The organism is Streptomyces gobiensis (assembly GCF_021216675.1).
GTDB classification, from domain to species: Bacteria; Actinomycetota; Actinomycetes; order Streptomycetales; family Streptomycetaceae; genus Streptomyces; species Streptomyces gobiensis.
In genome coordinates, this window is the sequence record NZ_CP086120.1 from 2,814,079 (window position 1) to 2,831,023 (window position 16,945).

At 67.7% G+C, this 16,945-nt stretch carries 16 protein-coding genes; 7 read left to right on the forward strand and 9 right to left on the reverse strand.

The features are described 5' to 3' along the window. The first annotated feature begins 45 nt into the window (after positions 1-45). The 6 genes from murJ (at position 46) to trxA (ending at position 7,201) form a co-directional block, all read left to right on the forward strand. On the forward strand, positions 46-2,214 hold the full coding sequence (gene murJ / locus test1122_RS12975; protein WP_422397071.1) for a murein biosynthesis integral membrane protein MurJ: 2,169 nt from the start codon (positions 46-48) through the stop codon (positions 2,212-2,214). A gap of 119 nt (positions 2,215-2,333) precedes the next feature. Continuing rightward, entirely contained in the window at positions 2,334-4,010 is a 1,677-nt protein-coding gene (locus test1122_RS12980; RefSeq protein ID WP_232269330.1) for a protein kinase family protein, read from the forward strand. Between the two features lie 23 nt (positions 4,011-4,033). Further along, a complete protein-coding gene (gene sigM, locus test1122_RS12985) occupies positions 4,034-4,759 on the forward strand; it encodes an RNA polymerase sigma factor SigM (protein WP_422397072.1) in 726 nt (241 codons plus the stop codon). After that, positions 4,756-5,733, forward strand: coding sequence for a hypothetical protein (locus test1122_RS12990; protein ID WP_232269332.1), 978 nt, complete (start codon positions 4,756-4,758; stop codon positions 5,731-5,733). Before sigM ends, test1122_RS12990 begins: the two co-directional genes overlap by 4 nt. 123 nt (positions 5,734-5,856) lie before the next feature. After that, positions 5,857-6,843, forward strand: a complete 987-nt coding sequence (gene trxB / locus test1122_RS12995; protein ID WP_232269333.1) for a thioredoxin-disulfide reductase — start codon at positions 5,857-5,859, stop codon at positions 6,841-6,843. Between the two features lie 34 nt (positions 6,844-6,877). After that, positions 6,878-7,201: a thioredoxin gene (gene trxA, locus test1122_RS13000; protein WP_232269334.1), complete on the forward strand. Its 324-nt coding sequence runs from the start codon at positions 6,878-6,880 to the stop codon at positions 7,199-7,201. 98 nt (positions 7,202-7,299) lie between these two features. On the opposite strand, the gene test1122_RS13005 is transcribed toward trxA, so the two are convergent. From test1122_RS13005 to rpmH, 9 genes are all read right to left on the reverse strand, one after another. Beyond that, positions 7,300-7,917: a GNAT family N-acetyltransferase gene (locus tag test1122_RS13005; RefSeq protein ID WP_232269335.1), complete on the reverse strand. Its 618-nt coding sequence runs from the start codon at positions 7,915-7,917 to the stop codon at positions 7,300-7,302. A gap of 46 nt (positions 7,918-7,963) precedes the next feature. Continuing rightward, positions 7,964-9,088, reverse strand: coding sequence for a ParB/RepB/Spo0J family partition protein (locus test1122_RS13010; protein ID WP_232269336.1), 1,125 nt, complete (start codon positions 9,086-9,088; stop codon positions 7,964-7,966). After that, on the reverse strand, positions 9,085-10,134 hold the full coding sequence (locus test1122_RS13015) for a ParA family protein (RefSeq protein WP_277879825.1): 1,050 nt from the start codon (positions 10,132-10,134) through the stop codon (positions 9,085-9,087). The genes test1122_RS13010 and test1122_RS13015 overlap by 4 nt, the downstream gene beginning before the upstream one ends. Positions 10,135-10,399: 265 nt before the next feature. Further along, on the reverse strand, positions 10,400-11,131 hold the full coding sequence (gene rsmG, locus test1122_RS13020; protein WP_232269338.1) for a 16S rRNA (guanine(527)-N(7))-methyltransferase RsmG: 732 nt from the start codon (positions 11,129-11,131) through the stop codon (positions 10,400-10,402). After that, entirely contained in the window at positions 11,128-11,643 is a 516-nt protein-coding gene (locus tag test1122_RS13025; protein WP_232269339.1) for a Jag family protein, read from the reverse strand. Before test1122_RS13025 ends, rsmG begins: the two co-directional genes overlap by 4 nt. A gap of 14 nt (positions 11,644-11,657) precedes the next feature. After that, entirely contained in the window at positions 11,658-12,746 is a 1,089-nt protein-coding gene (gene yidC, locus test1122_RS13030; RefSeq protein WP_232269340.1) for a membrane protein insertase YidC, read from the reverse strand. A gap of 3 nt (positions 12,747-12,749) precedes the next feature. Continuing rightward, on the reverse strand, positions 12,750-13,037 hold the full coding sequence (gene yidD / locus test1122_RS13035; protein ID WP_232269341.1) for a membrane protein insertion efficiency factor YidD: 288 nt from the start codon (positions 13,035-13,037) through the stop codon (positions 12,750-12,752). Beyond that, a complete protein-coding gene (rnpA, locus tag test1122_RS13040; protein ID WP_232269342.1) occupies positions 13,034-13,402 on the reverse strand; it encodes a ribonuclease P protein component in 369 nt (122 codons plus the stop codon). Before rnpA ends, yidD begins: the two co-directional genes overlap by 4 nt. Before the next feature lie 25 nt (positions 13,403-13,427). Continuing rightward, positions 13,428-13,565 (reverse strand): 50S ribosomal protein L34, encoded by a 138-nt coding sequence (gene rpmH / locus test1122_RS13045; RefSeq protein ID WP_232269343.1) that lies wholly within the window; start codon positions 13,563-13,565, stop codon positions 13,428-13,430. 438 nt (positions 13,566-14,003) lie between these two features. Between rpmH and dnaA the strand changes: the two genes are divergently transcribed. Continuing rightward, positions 14,004-15,770: a chromosomal replication initiator protein DnaA gene (gene dnaA / locus test1122_RS13050; protein ID WP_232269344.1), complete on the forward strand. Its 1,767-nt coding sequence runs from the start codon at positions 14,004-14,006 to the stop codon at positions 15,768-15,770. The last annotated feature ends 1,175 nt before the right edge of the window (positions 15,771-16,945 follow it).

Genomic DNA, 16,945 nt, shown 5'->3' on the forward strand with positions numbered 1-16,945 from the left:
AATGTGCCGGACGACCGCGAAGGCGGCCAGGGCCAGGATCCGTATGTGCAGGACGCATATACGAACGATCCGTACCGGGATCGTGACCCTGCCGTCCAGGACCCGGTGAGCGAGGCGCTCCACGACCGTGTCGAGCACCCGCCGCCGCCTCCGCCGCCAGCGCCGGAGACGCTCTATCAGCCACCGCCGCCCCCTCGGCACGCACCGGACCCGCAGCGCTGGGCCGCACCCCCCGCGCCGGAGCCGGACGGGCCGTCGCGGTATCTGCCGTACGGTGACGAGGCGGCATCCGTACAGTTCACCGGCGTGGACGAGCTGATCACCAAGGCGCCCGACGATGACGACCGCGATGGGCCGGTGCCCCATAAACGGCCGGAAGACGCCTTCGAGCACCTCTTCCGGGACCAGCATCAGACCCCCCGAGCCCCCCAGCAGTCACCTCAGCAGGCCCTGCCACCGCAGGCACCGCCCCAGCCACCGCCGCAACCACCGGCACAGCGCCCCGAGCCCGAGCCGCAGCAGGCAGGGCAGGAGCCGCTGCCTGAGACGGAGCCCGCGGCCCCCAGCAAGCCCACCGGCCGTGGCGGCGGCATCCTCAAGTCCAGCGCCATCATGGCCGCGGGCACCCTGGTCTCCCGGCTCACCGGTTTCCTCCGCACCCTGGTCATCACGGCGGCGCTCGGCGCGGCGCTGCTCGGTGACTCCTACACCGTCGCGTACACCCTGCCGACGATGATCTACATGCTTTCGATCGGCGGCGGCCTCAACTCGGTCTTCGTCCCGCAGCTCGTGCGTGCCATGAAGAACGACGAGGACGGTGGCGAGGCCTACGCCAACCGCCTGCTCACCCTGGTGATGGTGATCCTCGGCGGCCTGGTGGCACTCACCGTGTTCGCCGCCCCGCTGCTCGTCAAGGCGCTGTCCGTCGAGATCGCGGGCAACCCGGACGCCAACAATGTCGCCGTTACCTTCGCCCGCTACTGCCTGCCCACCATCTTCTTCATGGGTGTGCATGTGGTGATGGGACAAATCCTCAACGCCCGCGGCCGCTTCGGCGCGATGATGTGGACCCCGGTCCTCAACAACGTCGTCATCATCTTCACCTTCAGTGCCTTTATCTGGGTCTACGGCACCTACCGAAGTTCCCAGCTCGGTGTCACCACCATCACCCCCGAGGGCGTGCGGCTGCTCGGCATCGGCACCCTGCTCGGCCTGGTGGTGCAGTCGCTGGCGATGCTCCCGTATCTGCGCGCGGCGGGCTTTCACTTCCGGCCGCGCTTCGACTGGAAGGGCCATGGCCTGGGCAAGGCCGCCAAGCTGGCCAAGTGGACGATTCTCTTTGTCCTCGCCAACCAGGCGGGCCTGATCGTCGTCACCCAGCTCGCCACCGCGGCCGGTGCCTCTGCGGACGCCGACGGCTATCCGGGTGCGGGCATCCTCGGATACAACAACGCCCTGCTGATCTGGCAGATGCCGCAGGCCATCATCACCGTCTCGGTGATGGCCGCCCTGCTGCCCCGGCTCTCCCGCTCCGCCCACGATGGGGACCAGGGCGCGGTCCGTGACGACCTCTCGCACGGTCTGCGCACCTCAGCCGTCGCCATCGTGCCCATCGCCTTCGCCTTCCTCGCGCTCGGCGTGCCGATGTGTCTGATGATGTACGCGTCGAACGGCCCGGTGGCGGCCAGCTCAATGGGCTTCATCCTGATGGCGTTTGGCGTCGGTCTGATCCCGTTCTCCGCCCAGTACGTCGTCCTGCGCGTCTTCTACGCGTTCGAAGACACCCGTACACCCTTCTACAACACCGTCATCGTCGCCATCGGCAACGCCACCGGAGCCGGGCTGAGTTACCTGCTGCTGCCCAGCCGGTGGGCTGTCGCCGGTATGGCCGCCTCCTATGGGCTCGCCTACGTCATTGGTGTCGCCGTCGCCTGGAAGCGGCTCAGCAAGAAGCTCGGCGGTGATCTGGACGGCTCCCATATCGTCCGCACATACGCCCGGCTGTGCCTCGCCAGCATCCCCGCCGCTCTGCTAAGCGGAGGCACCGCCTACGCTGCCGTACAGGCGTTGGGCAATGGCTTCACCGGCGGTGCGGCGGCTGTGGTCAGCGGCTCCATCGTGATGGGGCTGGTGTTCGTACTCGCTGCCAAGCGGATGCGGATCGAGGAACTCACCGCCATGATCGGCATGGTGCGGGCCAAGCTCGGCCGCTAGTACAACCATTGGCCGCCGTTGTGTGTCGTGCATAGCGGCGGACTGCGGGCACAATTGTCCTTGGCTGGGTTATCAGCGTTAGCAGCCTGACTGCAACGGATGGGGAGGCAGGAGCGACGGTGGCGGAACGGAGCACGGCTGCCGTCGACGTGGCGGACACGAGCGGTGAGAACAGCGGCGACGACAAGCCACTGACCGCACGGGCGGACGAGACCACGGCCGACGGTACGACGCCCCAGCAGAGCAACAGCGCGCCAGAGCTGCACAGCGGCCACAAGCTCGCCAGACGCTATCGCCTCGAGGAGTGCGTCACCCGGCTTGACGGCTTCAGCAGTTGGCGCGCCATGGACGAGAAACTGCGCCGGGCCGTCGGGGTCCACCTCCTGCCCGCCGACCATCCCCGAGCCCGCCCCGTCCTCGCCGCGGCCCGCTCCGCCGCGCTGCTCGGCGACCCCCGCTTCGTCCAGGTTCTGGACGCCGTCGAGGAGGACGACCTCGTCTATGTCGTCCATGAGTGGCTGCCCGACGCCACCCCGCTCACCACGCTCTTCGCCAGCGGCCCGCTGGAACCGCACGAGGCCTACCAACTCGTCAGCCAGGTCTCCCAGGCCATGGCAGCCGCCCACCGTGAGGGTCTGGCCCACCTCCGGCTGACGCCCAGCTCCGTGCTGCGCACCGGCACCGGTCAGTACCGCATTCGCGGCCTCGCCGTGAACGCCGCCCTCCGTGGCATCAGCAGCGACCACCCGCAGCGCACCGACACCGAGGCCGTCGGAGCACTGCTGTACGCGTCCCTCACCCAGCGCTGGCCGTACGAGCAGGACGCGTACGGGCTCAGTGGCATCGGCGGGCTGTCCGGTGACTCGCTGCTGTCGCCGGACCAGATCCGCGCCGGAGTCCACCGGGCCCTGTCCCAGCTCGCCATGCGCGCCCTCGTCAACGACGGCGCCACCGCCTCCAGCGAGGATCAGCCCTGTGCTACCCCGGAGGAACTGGTCAAGGCGGTCGCCGAGCTGCCCCGCATCCGGCCGCCGGAGCCCACCTTCAGCCAGCCCCCGCCGTACCAGCGCGCCCCCCACCGGCACAACGGCTACCAGCATGGCTCCTACGGCCCCGAGGCCGCCCGTACACCGGCCGGACCGGCCCGCTCCACCACCGTGCCCCCCGCCTCCCCACCGCCCACCCTGCCGGGGCGTACCGGCAAGGTCATCAAATGGGGGGTCTCAGCGCTGCTCATCGCCGCACTGGGACTCGCCAGCTGGCAGATCGCCGGAGCCCTGATGAATGGTGATGGCTCCGACGGCAGTTCGGAGACATCGAAGCAGAGCCAGGGCCACAGCCCGCGTCCGGCCACACCCACCGGCAAGCCAGTGGAGATCGTCTCGGCCAGGATCCTGGACAGCGGCAGTGAGCGAGGGGACACCGCCCCGGCCTATGACGGCAACCCGGACACCTACTGGCAGACCTTCAAATACGCAAGCGCCAAGTTCGGGAACCTCAAGCCCGGTGTCGGCCTGATTCTCGACCTCGGTGAGGTGAAGCAGGTCAGCAGCATCAAGGTCAGCTTCAAGGGGCAGACCGCCGTCGACTTCCTGGCGGCGCCCCAGACGACCGGGTCGATGCCCGTTTCGCACAGCGGCTTCAGCAAAGTCAGCAGCGGCACCGGCAGCGAGGTCACGCTCAAGGCCAAGAAGCCGATCAAGACGCGGTATGTCCTGGTGTGGGTCACTGAACTACCGCTCACCGAGCAGGGTGAATACCGCGCCCGGGTCACGGAGATCGACGTCAGCAGCTGATCCAGATCTCGGTGAGGGGAGGGCTGGCCATGGACCCAGGGGGCGACAACGCGGCACACGGTGCCCATGACGCCAAGGGCACCGCCCAGCCCGATGACCACGAGCTGCTTGCCCGCCATGTTGACGGCGACCCGGATGCCTTCACCGAGATCGTGCACCGCCACCGCGACCGGCTCTGGGCGGTGGCACTGCGCACCCTCGGCGACCGTGAGGAGGCCGCTGACGCCGTCCAGGACGCCCTCGTCTCCGCCTACCGCGCCGCCCATACGTTCCGTGGCCAGTCGGCCGTCACCACCTGGCTGCACCGCATCACCGTCAACGCATGTCTGGACCGCGCCCGCAAGACCGCTGCCCGCCGCACCTCCCCTGTCGCCGAGACCGAGCGGCTGGAGCAGCTTCTGGAGCCGCATGAGTCCGCCGCCGCTCCCGCCGAGCGCCACGATGTGCACCGTCAGCTCCTGGCAGCCCTCGCCAAGCTCCCCACCGAGCAGCGGGCCGCCCTGGTCCTCGTCGATATGCAGGGTTATCCGGTGGCGGAGGCCGCCCAGATACTTGGCGTCCCCGCCGGCACCATCAAGAGCCGCTGCGCCCGTGGCAGAGCCCGGCTGCTGCCGATGCTGACCCATCTGCGTCCGGAGGGTAGCCCGCCGGATCGTGGGGGAAGGAACCGGACGCAGGGGACATCCGTCCCACCGGCACGAGGGGCCGAAGGAACCGGAGCTGTGAAGGGCGGAGGTGGACCCACATGACATCCGCGTCTTTCGCGACGTCCGGCACCGACAACCACCCAGAGGTGGCAGAAATCTCCGCGCTCACCGAGGGGCTGTTGCCCCCCGGGCGCTCAGCGGATGTACGGACCCATCTCTCGGACTGCACCCTCTGTGCCGATGTACGGACCTCCCTTGACGAGATCCGCAGCGCACTGGGCACCCTGCCGGGCCCGCCCCGGATGCCGGATGACATCGCGGGCCGTATCGACGCGGCACTGGCCGCGGAGGCACTGCTGAACGCCACCGCACCGGAGTCGGCGGCCGATGTCCCACATGCTCCGTCACCGCTGGGGACGCAGCGGCCGTCAGCGGCTCCGCCGCGGGCCGCGTCCCCAGCGGGATACGGAACTGTTTCACGTGAAACGGCGCGCCCTCCGGGTCAGCCCAGCGCCGCCACCGGCCCCGGACGGCAGCCCAGTCGCAAGACCCGCCGCCGTCGCACCGCCCTGCTCAGTGCCACCGGCGCCCTCGCCGCCCTCGCGTTCGGCGCGTTCTTCATGCCCGGCCTGCTGAGCTCCGACAGCGGTTCCCGCTCCCCCGGCAACACGGCCCAGGCCGGCCAGGAGACCGCTACCAGCGGGCGTGGCCTCACCACCGCGAGTCTTGAGCACCAGGTGCACTCCCTGCTCGCCACGGCGCCTCAGGCGAATACCCGGGGCGCTCAGGAGAAGTCCGCCCCGGGCATCGGCGCCAAGGGCAGCTCCACCGCCTCCCCGCTTCATCAGCAGGGGACCGCCATTCCGGTCTGTGTCCAGCGAGGCATCGACCGTAGCGAGCCCCCGCTGGCCGCCTCCGAGGAGACGTTCGAGGGCTCACCCGCGTATCTCGTCGTGCTCCAGCATCCGGGTGACGAGCAGCGGGTCAACGCGTATGTCGTCGACGCGAGCTGCGTCACACAGTCGCCCGGCACACCGGGGAGCGTCCTGGCCGTGAGGACCTTCGATCGCCGTTAGATCGGCGTTGTACGGTCGTACGTGCGCCCTGCCGCTCCGGGAATGCCTGCCCCGTAGGATCCGTTGGGTGGGGTGAGAGCCTCGCCAGAACCCGGTATCCGTCGGCAGACAAGGAAGACACCCGTGAGCGACGTCCGTAACGTGATCATCATCGGCTCCGGGCCTGCGGGCTACACCGCCGCCCTCTACACGGCCCGCGCCTCCCTCGAGCCCCTGGTTTTCGAGGGCTCGGTCACCGCGGGTGGCGCGCTGATGAACACCACCGAGGTCGAGAACTTCCCCGGCTTCCGCGACAGCATTATGGGCCCCGAGCTGATGGACAATATGCGCGCCCAGGCCGAGCGCTTCGGCGCCGAGCTGATTCCGGACGATGTCACCGCCGTGGATCTCTCCGGCGAGATCAAGACCGTCACCGACTCGGCCGGCACCGTCCACCGGGCCCGGACCATCATCGTCAGCACCGGCTCCCAGCACCGCAAGCTCGGTCTGCCGATGGAGGACGAGCTCTCCGGACGCGGCGTCTCCTACTGCGCCACCTGCGACGGCTTCTTCTTCCGTGAGCAGGACATCGCCGTCATCGGCGGCGGCGACACCGCGATGGAGGAGGCAACCTTCCTCTCCCGGTTCGCCAAGTCCGTCACCGTCGTCCACCGCCGGGACGCCCTCCGCGCCTCCAAGGCGATGCAGGAACGCGCCTTCGCCGACCCGAAGATCAAATTCATCTGGGACAGCATGGTCGACGAGATCCACGAGGAGGACAACAAGCTCTCCGGTCTGACCCTGCGCAACACCAAGACCGGCGAGACCTCCGAGCTCCCGGTGACCGGTCTCTTCGTCGCCATCGGCCACGACCCGCGCACCGAACTGTTCAAGGGCGTCCTCACCTTCGATGACGACGGCTACATCATGGTCGACACTCCCTCCACCCGCACGAATGTCCCCGGTGTCTTCGCCGCAGGCGATGTCGTCGACCACACCTACCGCCAGGCCGTCACCGCAGCCGGCACCGGCTGCGCCGCCGCCCTGGACGCCGAGCGCTATCTGGCCGCTCTTGCCGACGGCAGCTCCGTCCCGGAGCCGGAGAAGACAACGGCCGCTGCCACCGTCTGATTTCTACACCCGCACCATCACCACAGGAGATTCCATGGCCACCGTGACCGCCACCGACGCCAACTTCGACGAGGTCGTCCTCAAGAGCGACAAGCCTGTACTCGTCGACTTCTGGGCAGCCTGGTGCGGCCCGTGCCGCCAGATCGCCCCGTCCCTGGACGCGATCTCGGAGGAGCAGGCCGAAAAGATCACCGTCGTCAAGCTCAACATCGACGAGAACCCGGCTACTGCCGCCAAGTACGGGATCATGTCCATCCCGACGATGAGCGTCTACCAGGACGGCGAGGTGGTGAAGACCATCGTCGGCGCCAAGCCGAAGGCTGCCATTGAGAAGGACCTCGCCGACTTTATCGGCTGAAGATCGTTCCTGGTTTCACGTGAAACGGGTCGCCCCGCGTCAGGGGCGACCCGTTCTCGTTGCTCCTCGTTGCTCCTCGTTTGCTCGCAACCCATGGCTCACAGCGGCCGCAGAACCGGGTCCTTCTGCACCGCGCCAAGGAGCTGATCCAGCGCCCGCTCCACATCCTCTTTCCAGGAGAGCGTCGTCCGCAGCTCCAGCCGCAGCCGTGGATAGTGATGATGCGGACGTACGGTCTTGAAGCCCACAGCGAGCAGGTACTCGGCCGGGAGCACACACGCGGGCTCTTTCCAACGGGCATCCGCGAAGGCCTCGATCGCCTTGAATCCCCGCCGCAGCAGATCCTTCGCCACGGTCTGCACCATCACCCGGCCCAGCCCCTGCCCTTGGTACGCGGGCAGCAACCGGGCCGTCATCAGCTGCACCGCGTCCGGGGACACCGGGCTTGTCGGGAAGGCAGTGGAGCGCGGGACATACGCCGGCGGCGCGTAGAGCACAAACCCCACCGGGGCCTCGTCGACATAGACGATCCGCCCGCACGATCCCCACTCCAGCAGCACAGCGGAGATCCAGGCTTCCTTCTCCAGATCCGGCCGGCCGGTCTTCACGGCCGCATCGCCGCTGACCGGGTCCAGCTCCCAGAAGACACATGTACGGCATTTCTTCGGGAGGTCCGGGAGATTGTCCAGCGTGAGCGGAACGAGTTGACGCCCCATGGATCCATCGTATCCATGGGGCGTCAACTCGTTGGGTTTCCCGCGCTCAGTCGCTGTCCTCAGACGGGTCCGCAGTGCTCTCAGCGAGCTTCTGCTCCAGCACCGGGCCTTCGCCCGGCGCCAGCTGCCCCAGGATCCGCTCCAGATCCTCCATTGAGGCGAACTCGACGACGATCTTGCCCTTCTTCTGCCCGAGATCGACCTTCACCCGGGTCTCAAAGCGGTCGGAGAGCCGCCCGGCCAGATGGTCAAGCGCCGGGGAGAGCCGCTTGCCCGCCCGCGGCCCCTTAGCCTTCGCCGGGCTCTTCTGCTCTGTCCCCAGCAGCGTGACAATCTCCTCGACCGCCCGCACCGACAGTCCCTCGGCCACAATGCGATGGGCGAGCCGGTCCTGCTCCTCGGAATCCTCCACCGAGAGCAGCGCACGGGCGTGCCCGGCCGAAAGCACCCCGGCTGCTACCCGCCGCTGCACCGACGGAGAGAGCCGCAGCAGCCGCAGGGTGTTGGAGACCTGCGGACGGGACCGGCCGATACGGTCCGCCAGCTGATCGTGGGTGCAGTCGAAATCCTTGAGCAACTGGTCATAGGCCGCGGCCTCTTCCAGCGGGTTGAGCTGTGCGCGGTGCAGGTTCTCCAGCAGCGCGTCGAGAAGGAGCTTGTCGTCCTCGGTGGCCCGGACGATCGCTGGGATCCTGTCCAGCCCCGCATCACGGCAGGCCCGCCAGCGCCGCTCACCCATGATGAGCTCATAGCTGTCCGGCCCCAGCTGCCGCACCACCACCGGCTGGAGCAGACCGACTTCCTTGATGGAGGTCACCAGCTCAGCGAGAGCGTCTTCGTCAAAGACCTCACGTGGCTGTCGCGGGTTGGGCGTGATGGCTTCCAGGGGCAGCTCGGCGAAGTGCGCTCCTGTCGCCTCGCCCTCAGCCACAAGGTCCTGTGCCCCGATGTGGTCCGCATCCTGGGAGATATTGTTCCGCGCAGCGCTGTCCGGGAGGGAGGTGACCTTGGCTGCCGCTACTCCCCGCTCCGGCGTCAGTACCGGCACCGCGGTTGGGGAAGTGGTGCCGTTGGATCCCACCAGTGGCGAGATGTTCTCATCCATCCCATTGGGCGCTGCGGGGATCAGTGCGCCAAGCCCACGGCCCAGCCCTCTACGTCGTTCGCTCACTGATGCCCCTCCACCATGCTCTGCTGTTGCTCCTGCTGCGCGACCGTCCCGCGCAATGCGATCTCCCGGGCCGCCTCCAGATAGGAGAGCGATCCACTGGAACCCGGATCGTATGTGAGTACCGTCTGCCCATAGCTGGGCGCCTCGGAGATACGGACTGACCGCGGGATATTGGTCCGCAGCACCTCCTTTCCGAAGTGACTGCGCACCTCCTCCGCCACCTGGGAGGCGAGCCGGGTCCGCCCGTCGTACATGGTCAGCAAAATCGTCGAGACATGAAGCTGGGGGTTGAGGTGCCCCTTCACCAGATCGACGTTCCGCAGCAGCTGCCCCAGACCCTCCAGCGCGTAGTACTCACACTGGATGGGAATGACCACCTCGGCGCCCGCGACCAACGCGTTGACGGTCAACAGGCCCAGGGAAGGCGGGCAGTCGATAAAGATGTAGTCGAGGGGCTGCTCATACGCGGTGATGGCGCGCTGCAACCGGCTCTCCCGGGCCACCAGCGAGACGAGTTCGATCTCCGCACCGGCGAGATCGATCGTGGCAGGAGCGCAGAACAGACCCTCCACATCCGACACCGGCTGGACGACCTCGGAGAGCGGCTTGCTCTCCACCAGGACGTCATAGACCGATGGAACATCGGAATGGTGGTCAATCCCCAGCGCTGTGGAGGCATTTCCTTGTGGATCAAGATCGATGACCAGCACCCGCGCACCGTGCAGCGCCAGCGAGGCAGCGAGGTTGACCGTGGTCGTCGTCTTTCCCACTCCGCCCTTCTGATTGGCCACAACCATGACCCGGGTCCGCTCAGGCCTGGGGAGGCCTTCACCGGCGCGGTTCATCGCCTCAACCGCCTGCTGGGCGGCGCGACCAATCGGGGTGTCATCCATGGGCGGCGGCGTCTCACGCGTTTCACGTGAAACATCCGCCATTGCAGAACGGGGACCGGGGACCGGATCGGCCATCGGCCCTGCGATGTTGGCGTCGGACCGCAACGGTTCACTCTCCTCGACATCAGGCTCGCAATGAACAGAGCCTGCCATGCCTTCGGGTTCGTGGACCACTGAGCCCCGCGTACCTGTGGACAAATCCTCGTCTGTGGACATCTCCGCGGAGCGGGACTGGCGTGATTTACGGTCGCGTGGCGCGGCAGCCGCGCGACCGCGACTGATGATTCCATGCAACAAGGAGCGACGTTTCACGTGAAACACGATGCACCCGCAACCAGCTAAGAATGCAACGACACTCCGGAATGCCCAGTTTTGCCGCTTTTATGGAGTATGAGGGGATCCCATCCCCGTGGTGGGTTCAGCGGCGGCGACGGCGGGCGGAACGACCGACCCGGGCCGCCTTGGCTCGCTTTGCCGCGAAGCGCACCCCGCCGGGGCTCTCCCCGACTTCCGCACGCACCACGGTCGACGGCGGATCCACGATCCCCTCGCCCACCTGCACCACCGAGGTCTCCACCACCCCGAGCTTCTGCAGCGCGGCCCGCGCCCCCTTCAGCTCCTCCTCGGCAGTGTCACCCTTGAGCGCCAGCATCTCGCCGTACGGCCGCAGCAGCGGCACGCCCCAGCCCGCCAGCCGGTCCAGCGGCGCCACCGCACGCGCGGTCACCACATGCACCGGCGGCAGCGTCCCCAGCACCTCCTCGGCCCGCCCTCGCACCACCGTGACATGGTCAAGCCCCAGGAGCTCCACGGCTTCCTGGAGGAAGGTCGTACGCCGCAGCAGCGGCTCCAGCAGCGTGATCTTGAGGTCCGGGCGTACCAGAGCGAGCGGGATACCCGGCAGCCCGGCGCCCGAACCCACATCGCAGACCGTCACGCCCTCGGGGACGGCCTCGGAGAGCACCGCGCAGTTCAGCAGATGGCGCCCCCACAGCCGAGGCACCTCACGCGGTCCGATCAGACCGCGGTTGACCCCCGCCTCCGCCAGCAGCTCCGCATAGCGGATCGCGTCCGGAAGACGGTCACCGAAAACCTCCCGCGCCACCTCCGGAACGGGAGGGAGCTCCTGCGGCGCCACTGGCTCGGTCACGGCAGCACTACCACGCAGCGGTGCGGCTCCTCGCCCTCAGACTCACTGCGCAGACCGGCCTCCGCCACGGCGTCGTGCACGACCTTGCGCTCAAAGGGCGTCATCGGCTTGAGCTTCACCGGCTCACCGCTGCCCTTGGCCTCCTCGGCCGCCTTGGCGCCCAGCTCCGTGAGCTCCGCGCGCTTACGGGCACGGAACCCGGCGATATCCAGCATCAGACGGCTACGGTCACCGGTCTCCCGGTGCACAGCGAGCCGGGTCAGCTCCTGCAGCGCCTCGAGCACCTCACCATCCCGGCCGACGAGCTTCTGCAGATCACGGCTGCCGGTGTCACTGATGATCGACACAGCGGCACGGTCCGCCTCAACGTCCATGTCGATGTCGCCGTCGAGATCCGCGATATCGAGAAGACCCTCAAGGTAGTCAGCCGCGATCTCACCCTCCTGCTCCAGGCGGGTCAGGGTGTCGGTGCCCTCAGCGGTGCCCTCAGCAGCTTCCGTCGTGTCCGTCACTGATGGACTCCTTCTTACTTCTTGGACTTCGTGGACTGCGGCTTCTTCTTGCCCTGCTGCGGCTTCTTGCCGCTCGACGCCCCACCCGAAGCGGGCTTGGCGTTCGGCGTGGGCTTGGCGCTCTGCGCGGGTGTCCCAGCATCGGGCTTCGCGCCAGCGGGCTTCGCCCCACCCGTCTGACGCTTGGACTTCGGCTGCCGCTTGGGCTGCTGCCGGGCCGCGCGGGCCTCCTCAACGGCCTTCTTCGCCTCAAGCTCCGCCGGGTCCTCCTTGATCTTGCCCTTGGCCCGCAGCTTCTCCTGACGCTGCTGGTAGGCGAGAGACCCCGGAGTCGGGTTGCGCTTGATGATGTACATCTGCTGCCCGAGCGTCCACACGTTCGTGGTCAGCCAGTAGACGAGGACACCGACGGGGAAGTTAATACCGAAGACGGCGAACATGATCGGGAAGACATACATCAGCAGTTTCTGCTGCTGCATAAACGGCGTCTTCACCGTCAGGTCGACGTTCTTCGTCATCAGCTGACGCTGGGTGTAGAACTGCGACAGCGACATCAGCACGATCATGATGACCGTGACGACGCGGACGTCGGTGAGCGTCGCTTCCGCCAGGTCCTGGACCTCGCGAGCGCCATCCATGAACTTCGCAGCGATCGGAGCACCGAAGATATGCGCGTTACGGGCGCTCTCCACCATGCCCGCGTCGAGGACACCGACCGGCTTGTCCTGAGAGATCTTGTTCAGCACCTGGAAGAGCGCGATGAAGAACGGCGACTGCGCCAGAATCGGCAAGCAGCTGGAGAGCGGGTTGGTGCCCGTCTCCTTGTACAGCTTCATCATCTCTTCGGACTGACGCTGCTTGTCGCTCTTGTAGCGCTCCTGGATCGCCTTCATCTTCGGCTGGAGCGCCTGCATATTCCGGGTCGCCTTGATCTGCTTCACAAAGAGCGGGATCAGCGCGATCCGGATCAGAACCACCAGAAAGACGATGGACAGACCCCAGGCCCAGCCGCTGTCCTCGTCAAAGACCAGGCTGAACAGCGAGTGGAACTGGACGATGATCCAGGAAACAGCGGTATAGAGAGGACCGAGGATCGTGTCCACGAATCAGGCTCCTTGGGCGTTGGACTGGGACCGATGCTGCCAGCGGCTGCGCAGCCGCTGATGCCAGACCGGGTGCTTCCGGGCGGGAACATGGTCGACACCACCGGGCGACCACGGGTTGCAGCGCAGGATGCGCCAGGCGGTCAGTGCCGTGCCTTTCACCGCCCCATGCCGGTTGATGGCCTCATAGCCGTAGTGCGAGCACGACGGGTAGTACCTGCACACCGGCCCGAGCATCGGACTGATGGTCCACTGGTACAGCTTGATCAACCACAGCAGCGGAAACTTCACGACGGCGGCCCTCCAAGCAGCCGCTGCAGCGCGGTATCGAGATCCCGGGCCAGCTGTTCGTGGTCCGCCTCGCCCGCGCCGGGCAGCGCCCGTACGACCACCAGGCTACCGGGGGGCAGGAGTGCCAGCCGGTCCCGTATCAGATGGCGCAGGCGCCGCTTCACACGGTTACGGACCACCGCGTTCCCAACGGCCTTGCTCACGACGAAACCCGCACGCGGTGGGGGAGCGATCTCCCCCGCCGTGTGCGGGTCCGTTCCGCTGCGTAGGTGGACGACAAGAAGCGGACGTCCAGCCCTGCGTCCTCGGCGTACCGCGGCCGCGAAGTCCTCGCGCCGCCTCAGCCGGTGCTCGGTAGGCAGCACGTCATGGACCTGTGGGTCAGGCTGCTCAGGCCGACAGGCGGGTGCGACCCTTGCTGCGGCGGGTCGCGATGATCGCGCGGCCGGCGCGGGTCCGCATGCGCAGCCGGAAGCCGTGGGTCTTCGCGCGGCGGCGGTTGTTCGGCTGGAAGGTGCGCTTGCTCACTCGGGGGCTCCAGAAATGCTTATGTCTCTACGAGACGGGCGTGGGGCGCCGACTGGCTGTCACCGTGCGCCCACGAGTAGCTCGCAACGCCCGAGTGCACCGCTTCATGATCTTGAGGATCTTTGCCCATCGGAGGCAGGCGGCAGCAGCCATCGACAACTCGACCTGGTCACGGTACGCGCGGCTGCCCCATCCGGTCAAACCAGGGCCACTCGGAGGAGCTGAACAGGACGCATGTTGCCGAAATATGGCCGTCCGTGTGCCCCATGGCCCCGGGGCTCACCACCCCATGACACATTTGTACACACCCTGTGGACAACGACTTGAGGTGCCGCTGCCACGACGACTACCGTGGCCGAACTTCGATTCCTTCCCAGCCGTCCCAAGAACCACACTTTCGTGGAAAGTGTCCCTCCAGCGAGTGAGAGAGCGTGCCCTGTGGCTGACCTACCTGCCGATCTTGCCGCAGTGTGGCCACGCGTGTTGAAGCACCTCCTCGGGGACGGGCATGGAGTCGAGGCGAAGGACCAACGCTGGCTGCGGGACTGCCAGCCACTGGTGCTGGTCTCCGGAACCGCACTGCTCGGGGTGCCCAATGAATACGCCAAGGGCGTCCTGGAGGGACGGCTCGCCCCGCTGATCAGCGACGCGCTCAGCCGCGAATGCCAGCAGCCGATCCGGCTCGCGATCACCGTCACCGGACCGGCCCCCGAAGCCCCGGCCGTACCGCCGCCCACGTCCAGCCCCGAGCAGCGGTACGAGGAGCCGCCCCGGTACGAGGAGCAGCGGTACGAGGACTCGCGGTACAACGAGCAGCGGTACGACGAGCAGCGCGAGCTGCCCACCGCCCGCCCGGCGTATCCGGACTATCCGCACGCACCACAGCCGCAGCAGCCGCAGCCGTCGCAGCACCACCAGCAACCCCAGCGCCAGCCCGGCCAGCCGCAGCCCGGCGCCTGGCCGCACCAGCGGGAGAGCGAAAGCTGGCAGCCGCCCCGCGATCCCTACCCGCCGCAGCCACAGCAGCCCTCGTACGGGACATACGACTCCTACGAGCAGCCACAGCACCCCGCACGCCGCTTCGACGAGGCCCCCAAACAGCTCCCCGCGCCCAGCGGCGCCCCCGGACCGCTCGCCGCCCAGCCCGCACCCGCGACCGGACCCGGCGAGCCCACCGCCCGGCTGAACCCGAAATACCTCTTCGACACCTTCGTCATCGGCGCCTCCAACCGCTTCGCGCACGCCGCCGCGGTCGCCGTCGCAGAGGCTCCGGCCAAGGCGTACAACCCGCTGTTCATCTACGGCGAGTCCGGCCTGGGCAAAACGCATCTGCTGCACGCCATCGGCCACTACGCCCGCAGCCTCTACCCAGGTACCCGGGTGCGCTATGTGAGCTCCGAGGAGTTCACCAACGAGTTCATCAACTCCATCCGTGACGGCAAGGCGGACGCCTTCCGCAAGCGCTACCGCGACATGGACATCCTGCTGGTCGACGACATCCAGTTCCTCGCGAGCAAGGAGTCGACGCAGGAGGAGTTCTTCCACACCTTCAATACGCTCCACAACGCCAACAAGCAGATCGTGCTCTCCAGCGACCGGCCGCCCAAGCAGCTGGTCACCCTGGAGGACCGGCTCCGCAACCGCTTCGAGTGGGGCCTGATCACCGATGTCCAGCCACCCGAGCTGGAGACCCGGATCGCGATCCTGCGGAAAAAGGCGGTGCAGGAGCAGCTCAACGCGCCGCCCGAGGTGCTGGAGTTCATCGCCTCCCGTATCTCACGCAATATCCGCGAGCTGGAGGGCGCGCTGATCCGGGTCACGGCGTTCGCCAGCCTCAACCGGCAGCCGGTCGATCTCGGGCTCACGGAGATCGTGCTGAAGGATCTGATCCCGGGCGGGGAGGACGCGACCCCGGAGATCACCGCACCCGCGATCATGGCGTCGACCGCGGACTACTTCGGGCTGACGGTGGATGATCTGTGCGGCTCCTCACGCAGCCGCGTCCTGGTCACCGCCCGGCAGATCGCCATGTATCTCTGCCGGGAGCTGACCGACCTCTCGCTGCCGAAGATCGGCGGCCAGTTCGGCGGCCGTGACCATACGACCGTGATGCACGCCGACCGGAAGATCCGTGCGTTGATGGCTGAGCGGCGCTCCATTTACAACCAGGTCACCGAGCTCACCAACCGCATCAAGAACGGCTGACGCCTGGGGCTGCGGTGCGGCGTGGGGCTTGCTGGGGCTTGCTGGGTGCCTCTGCGGTGGGCGCCGCCCCCGGCAACCCCTGCTCCGACTGTCCCGGACGGGGTGTCCCCGTATCCCTCCCCCAGACTCCGTCTGGGAGGTGCCCCCACCTTCCCGGCTGCACCGATATGCGGCTCCGCCGCGCGACGAGGCTCCGCCCGGCTCCGGGGTGCCGCAGGTGGGTGTCCCCGTATCCCGCCCCTTCCCGGAAACCGGGGCGCGAGCCCCGGACCCCGGGGTTGGCCGGTGCGGGCGGTGGCCGGGTGTTGTGCCCACCCGTGCCGCCCCTCGGGCGGCCCGAGTGCCCACAACACGGTGGCGCTCGAGTGCCCACAACACCTCGGGGGTCTGGGGGCGAAGCCCCCAGTTTCGGGAAGGGGCGGGTCAGGGGAATCCCTCCCCCGGCGGCGGCGCTCAGCCACAACCACCGACGGGCGGCCCGTCGCGGTAGCGCAGGCGCGCCGAAGCCCGGGAGGGGGCTCCCCCGGCGCTGGGGTGTTCGAATGCGTGGGGGCCGCCCCAAGATGTCCACAGCGCCGGTGGAGTTCGCCCGTCCACACCCTGGGGACCGCGAAGTTGTCCCGAAAGCTTCCACAGCGCGCCCGGCCGGGGCATCATCATCCGAGGTCATTGGCCTGTGGAACTGTGAACTCGAAAGATCCACAAGCTGTGGACGACACGGCGGGCGTCAGGCCGCCCCCTGACTTATCCACCACCAACCCACAGCATTCCCTGAGTTGTGCACAGCTTCTCCACACCCCTGTCCACTGTTCGGCAACGCGACGCGCCGGATCACCGGGTCGTGTGAAAGGCGTCACACGACCCCCACTGTTTGGGCTGTTGAGAACTTGGGGATTCCTGGGGACGACGCTGTGGGGAAGTCAGGGTGGGCTGGGGACCGGGTGTGCAGAACTTTTCGCCGTCCACAGCGACCCCCGCTTCGTCCACCGCTGCGCCCACAGGCCCGGTGGACAAAAAATGGGTGCTGACCTGCAGAAACTGAGTTATCCCCGGAATCCACAGGGCCTACTACTACGACCACAGAGTTAGACCGGGGAAATCGCTTGGAACCGGGGGCTGTGCACAACTCAGGGTGCGGGCGTCCTACCCATCTCGTCACGACTTGACCCCGAGCC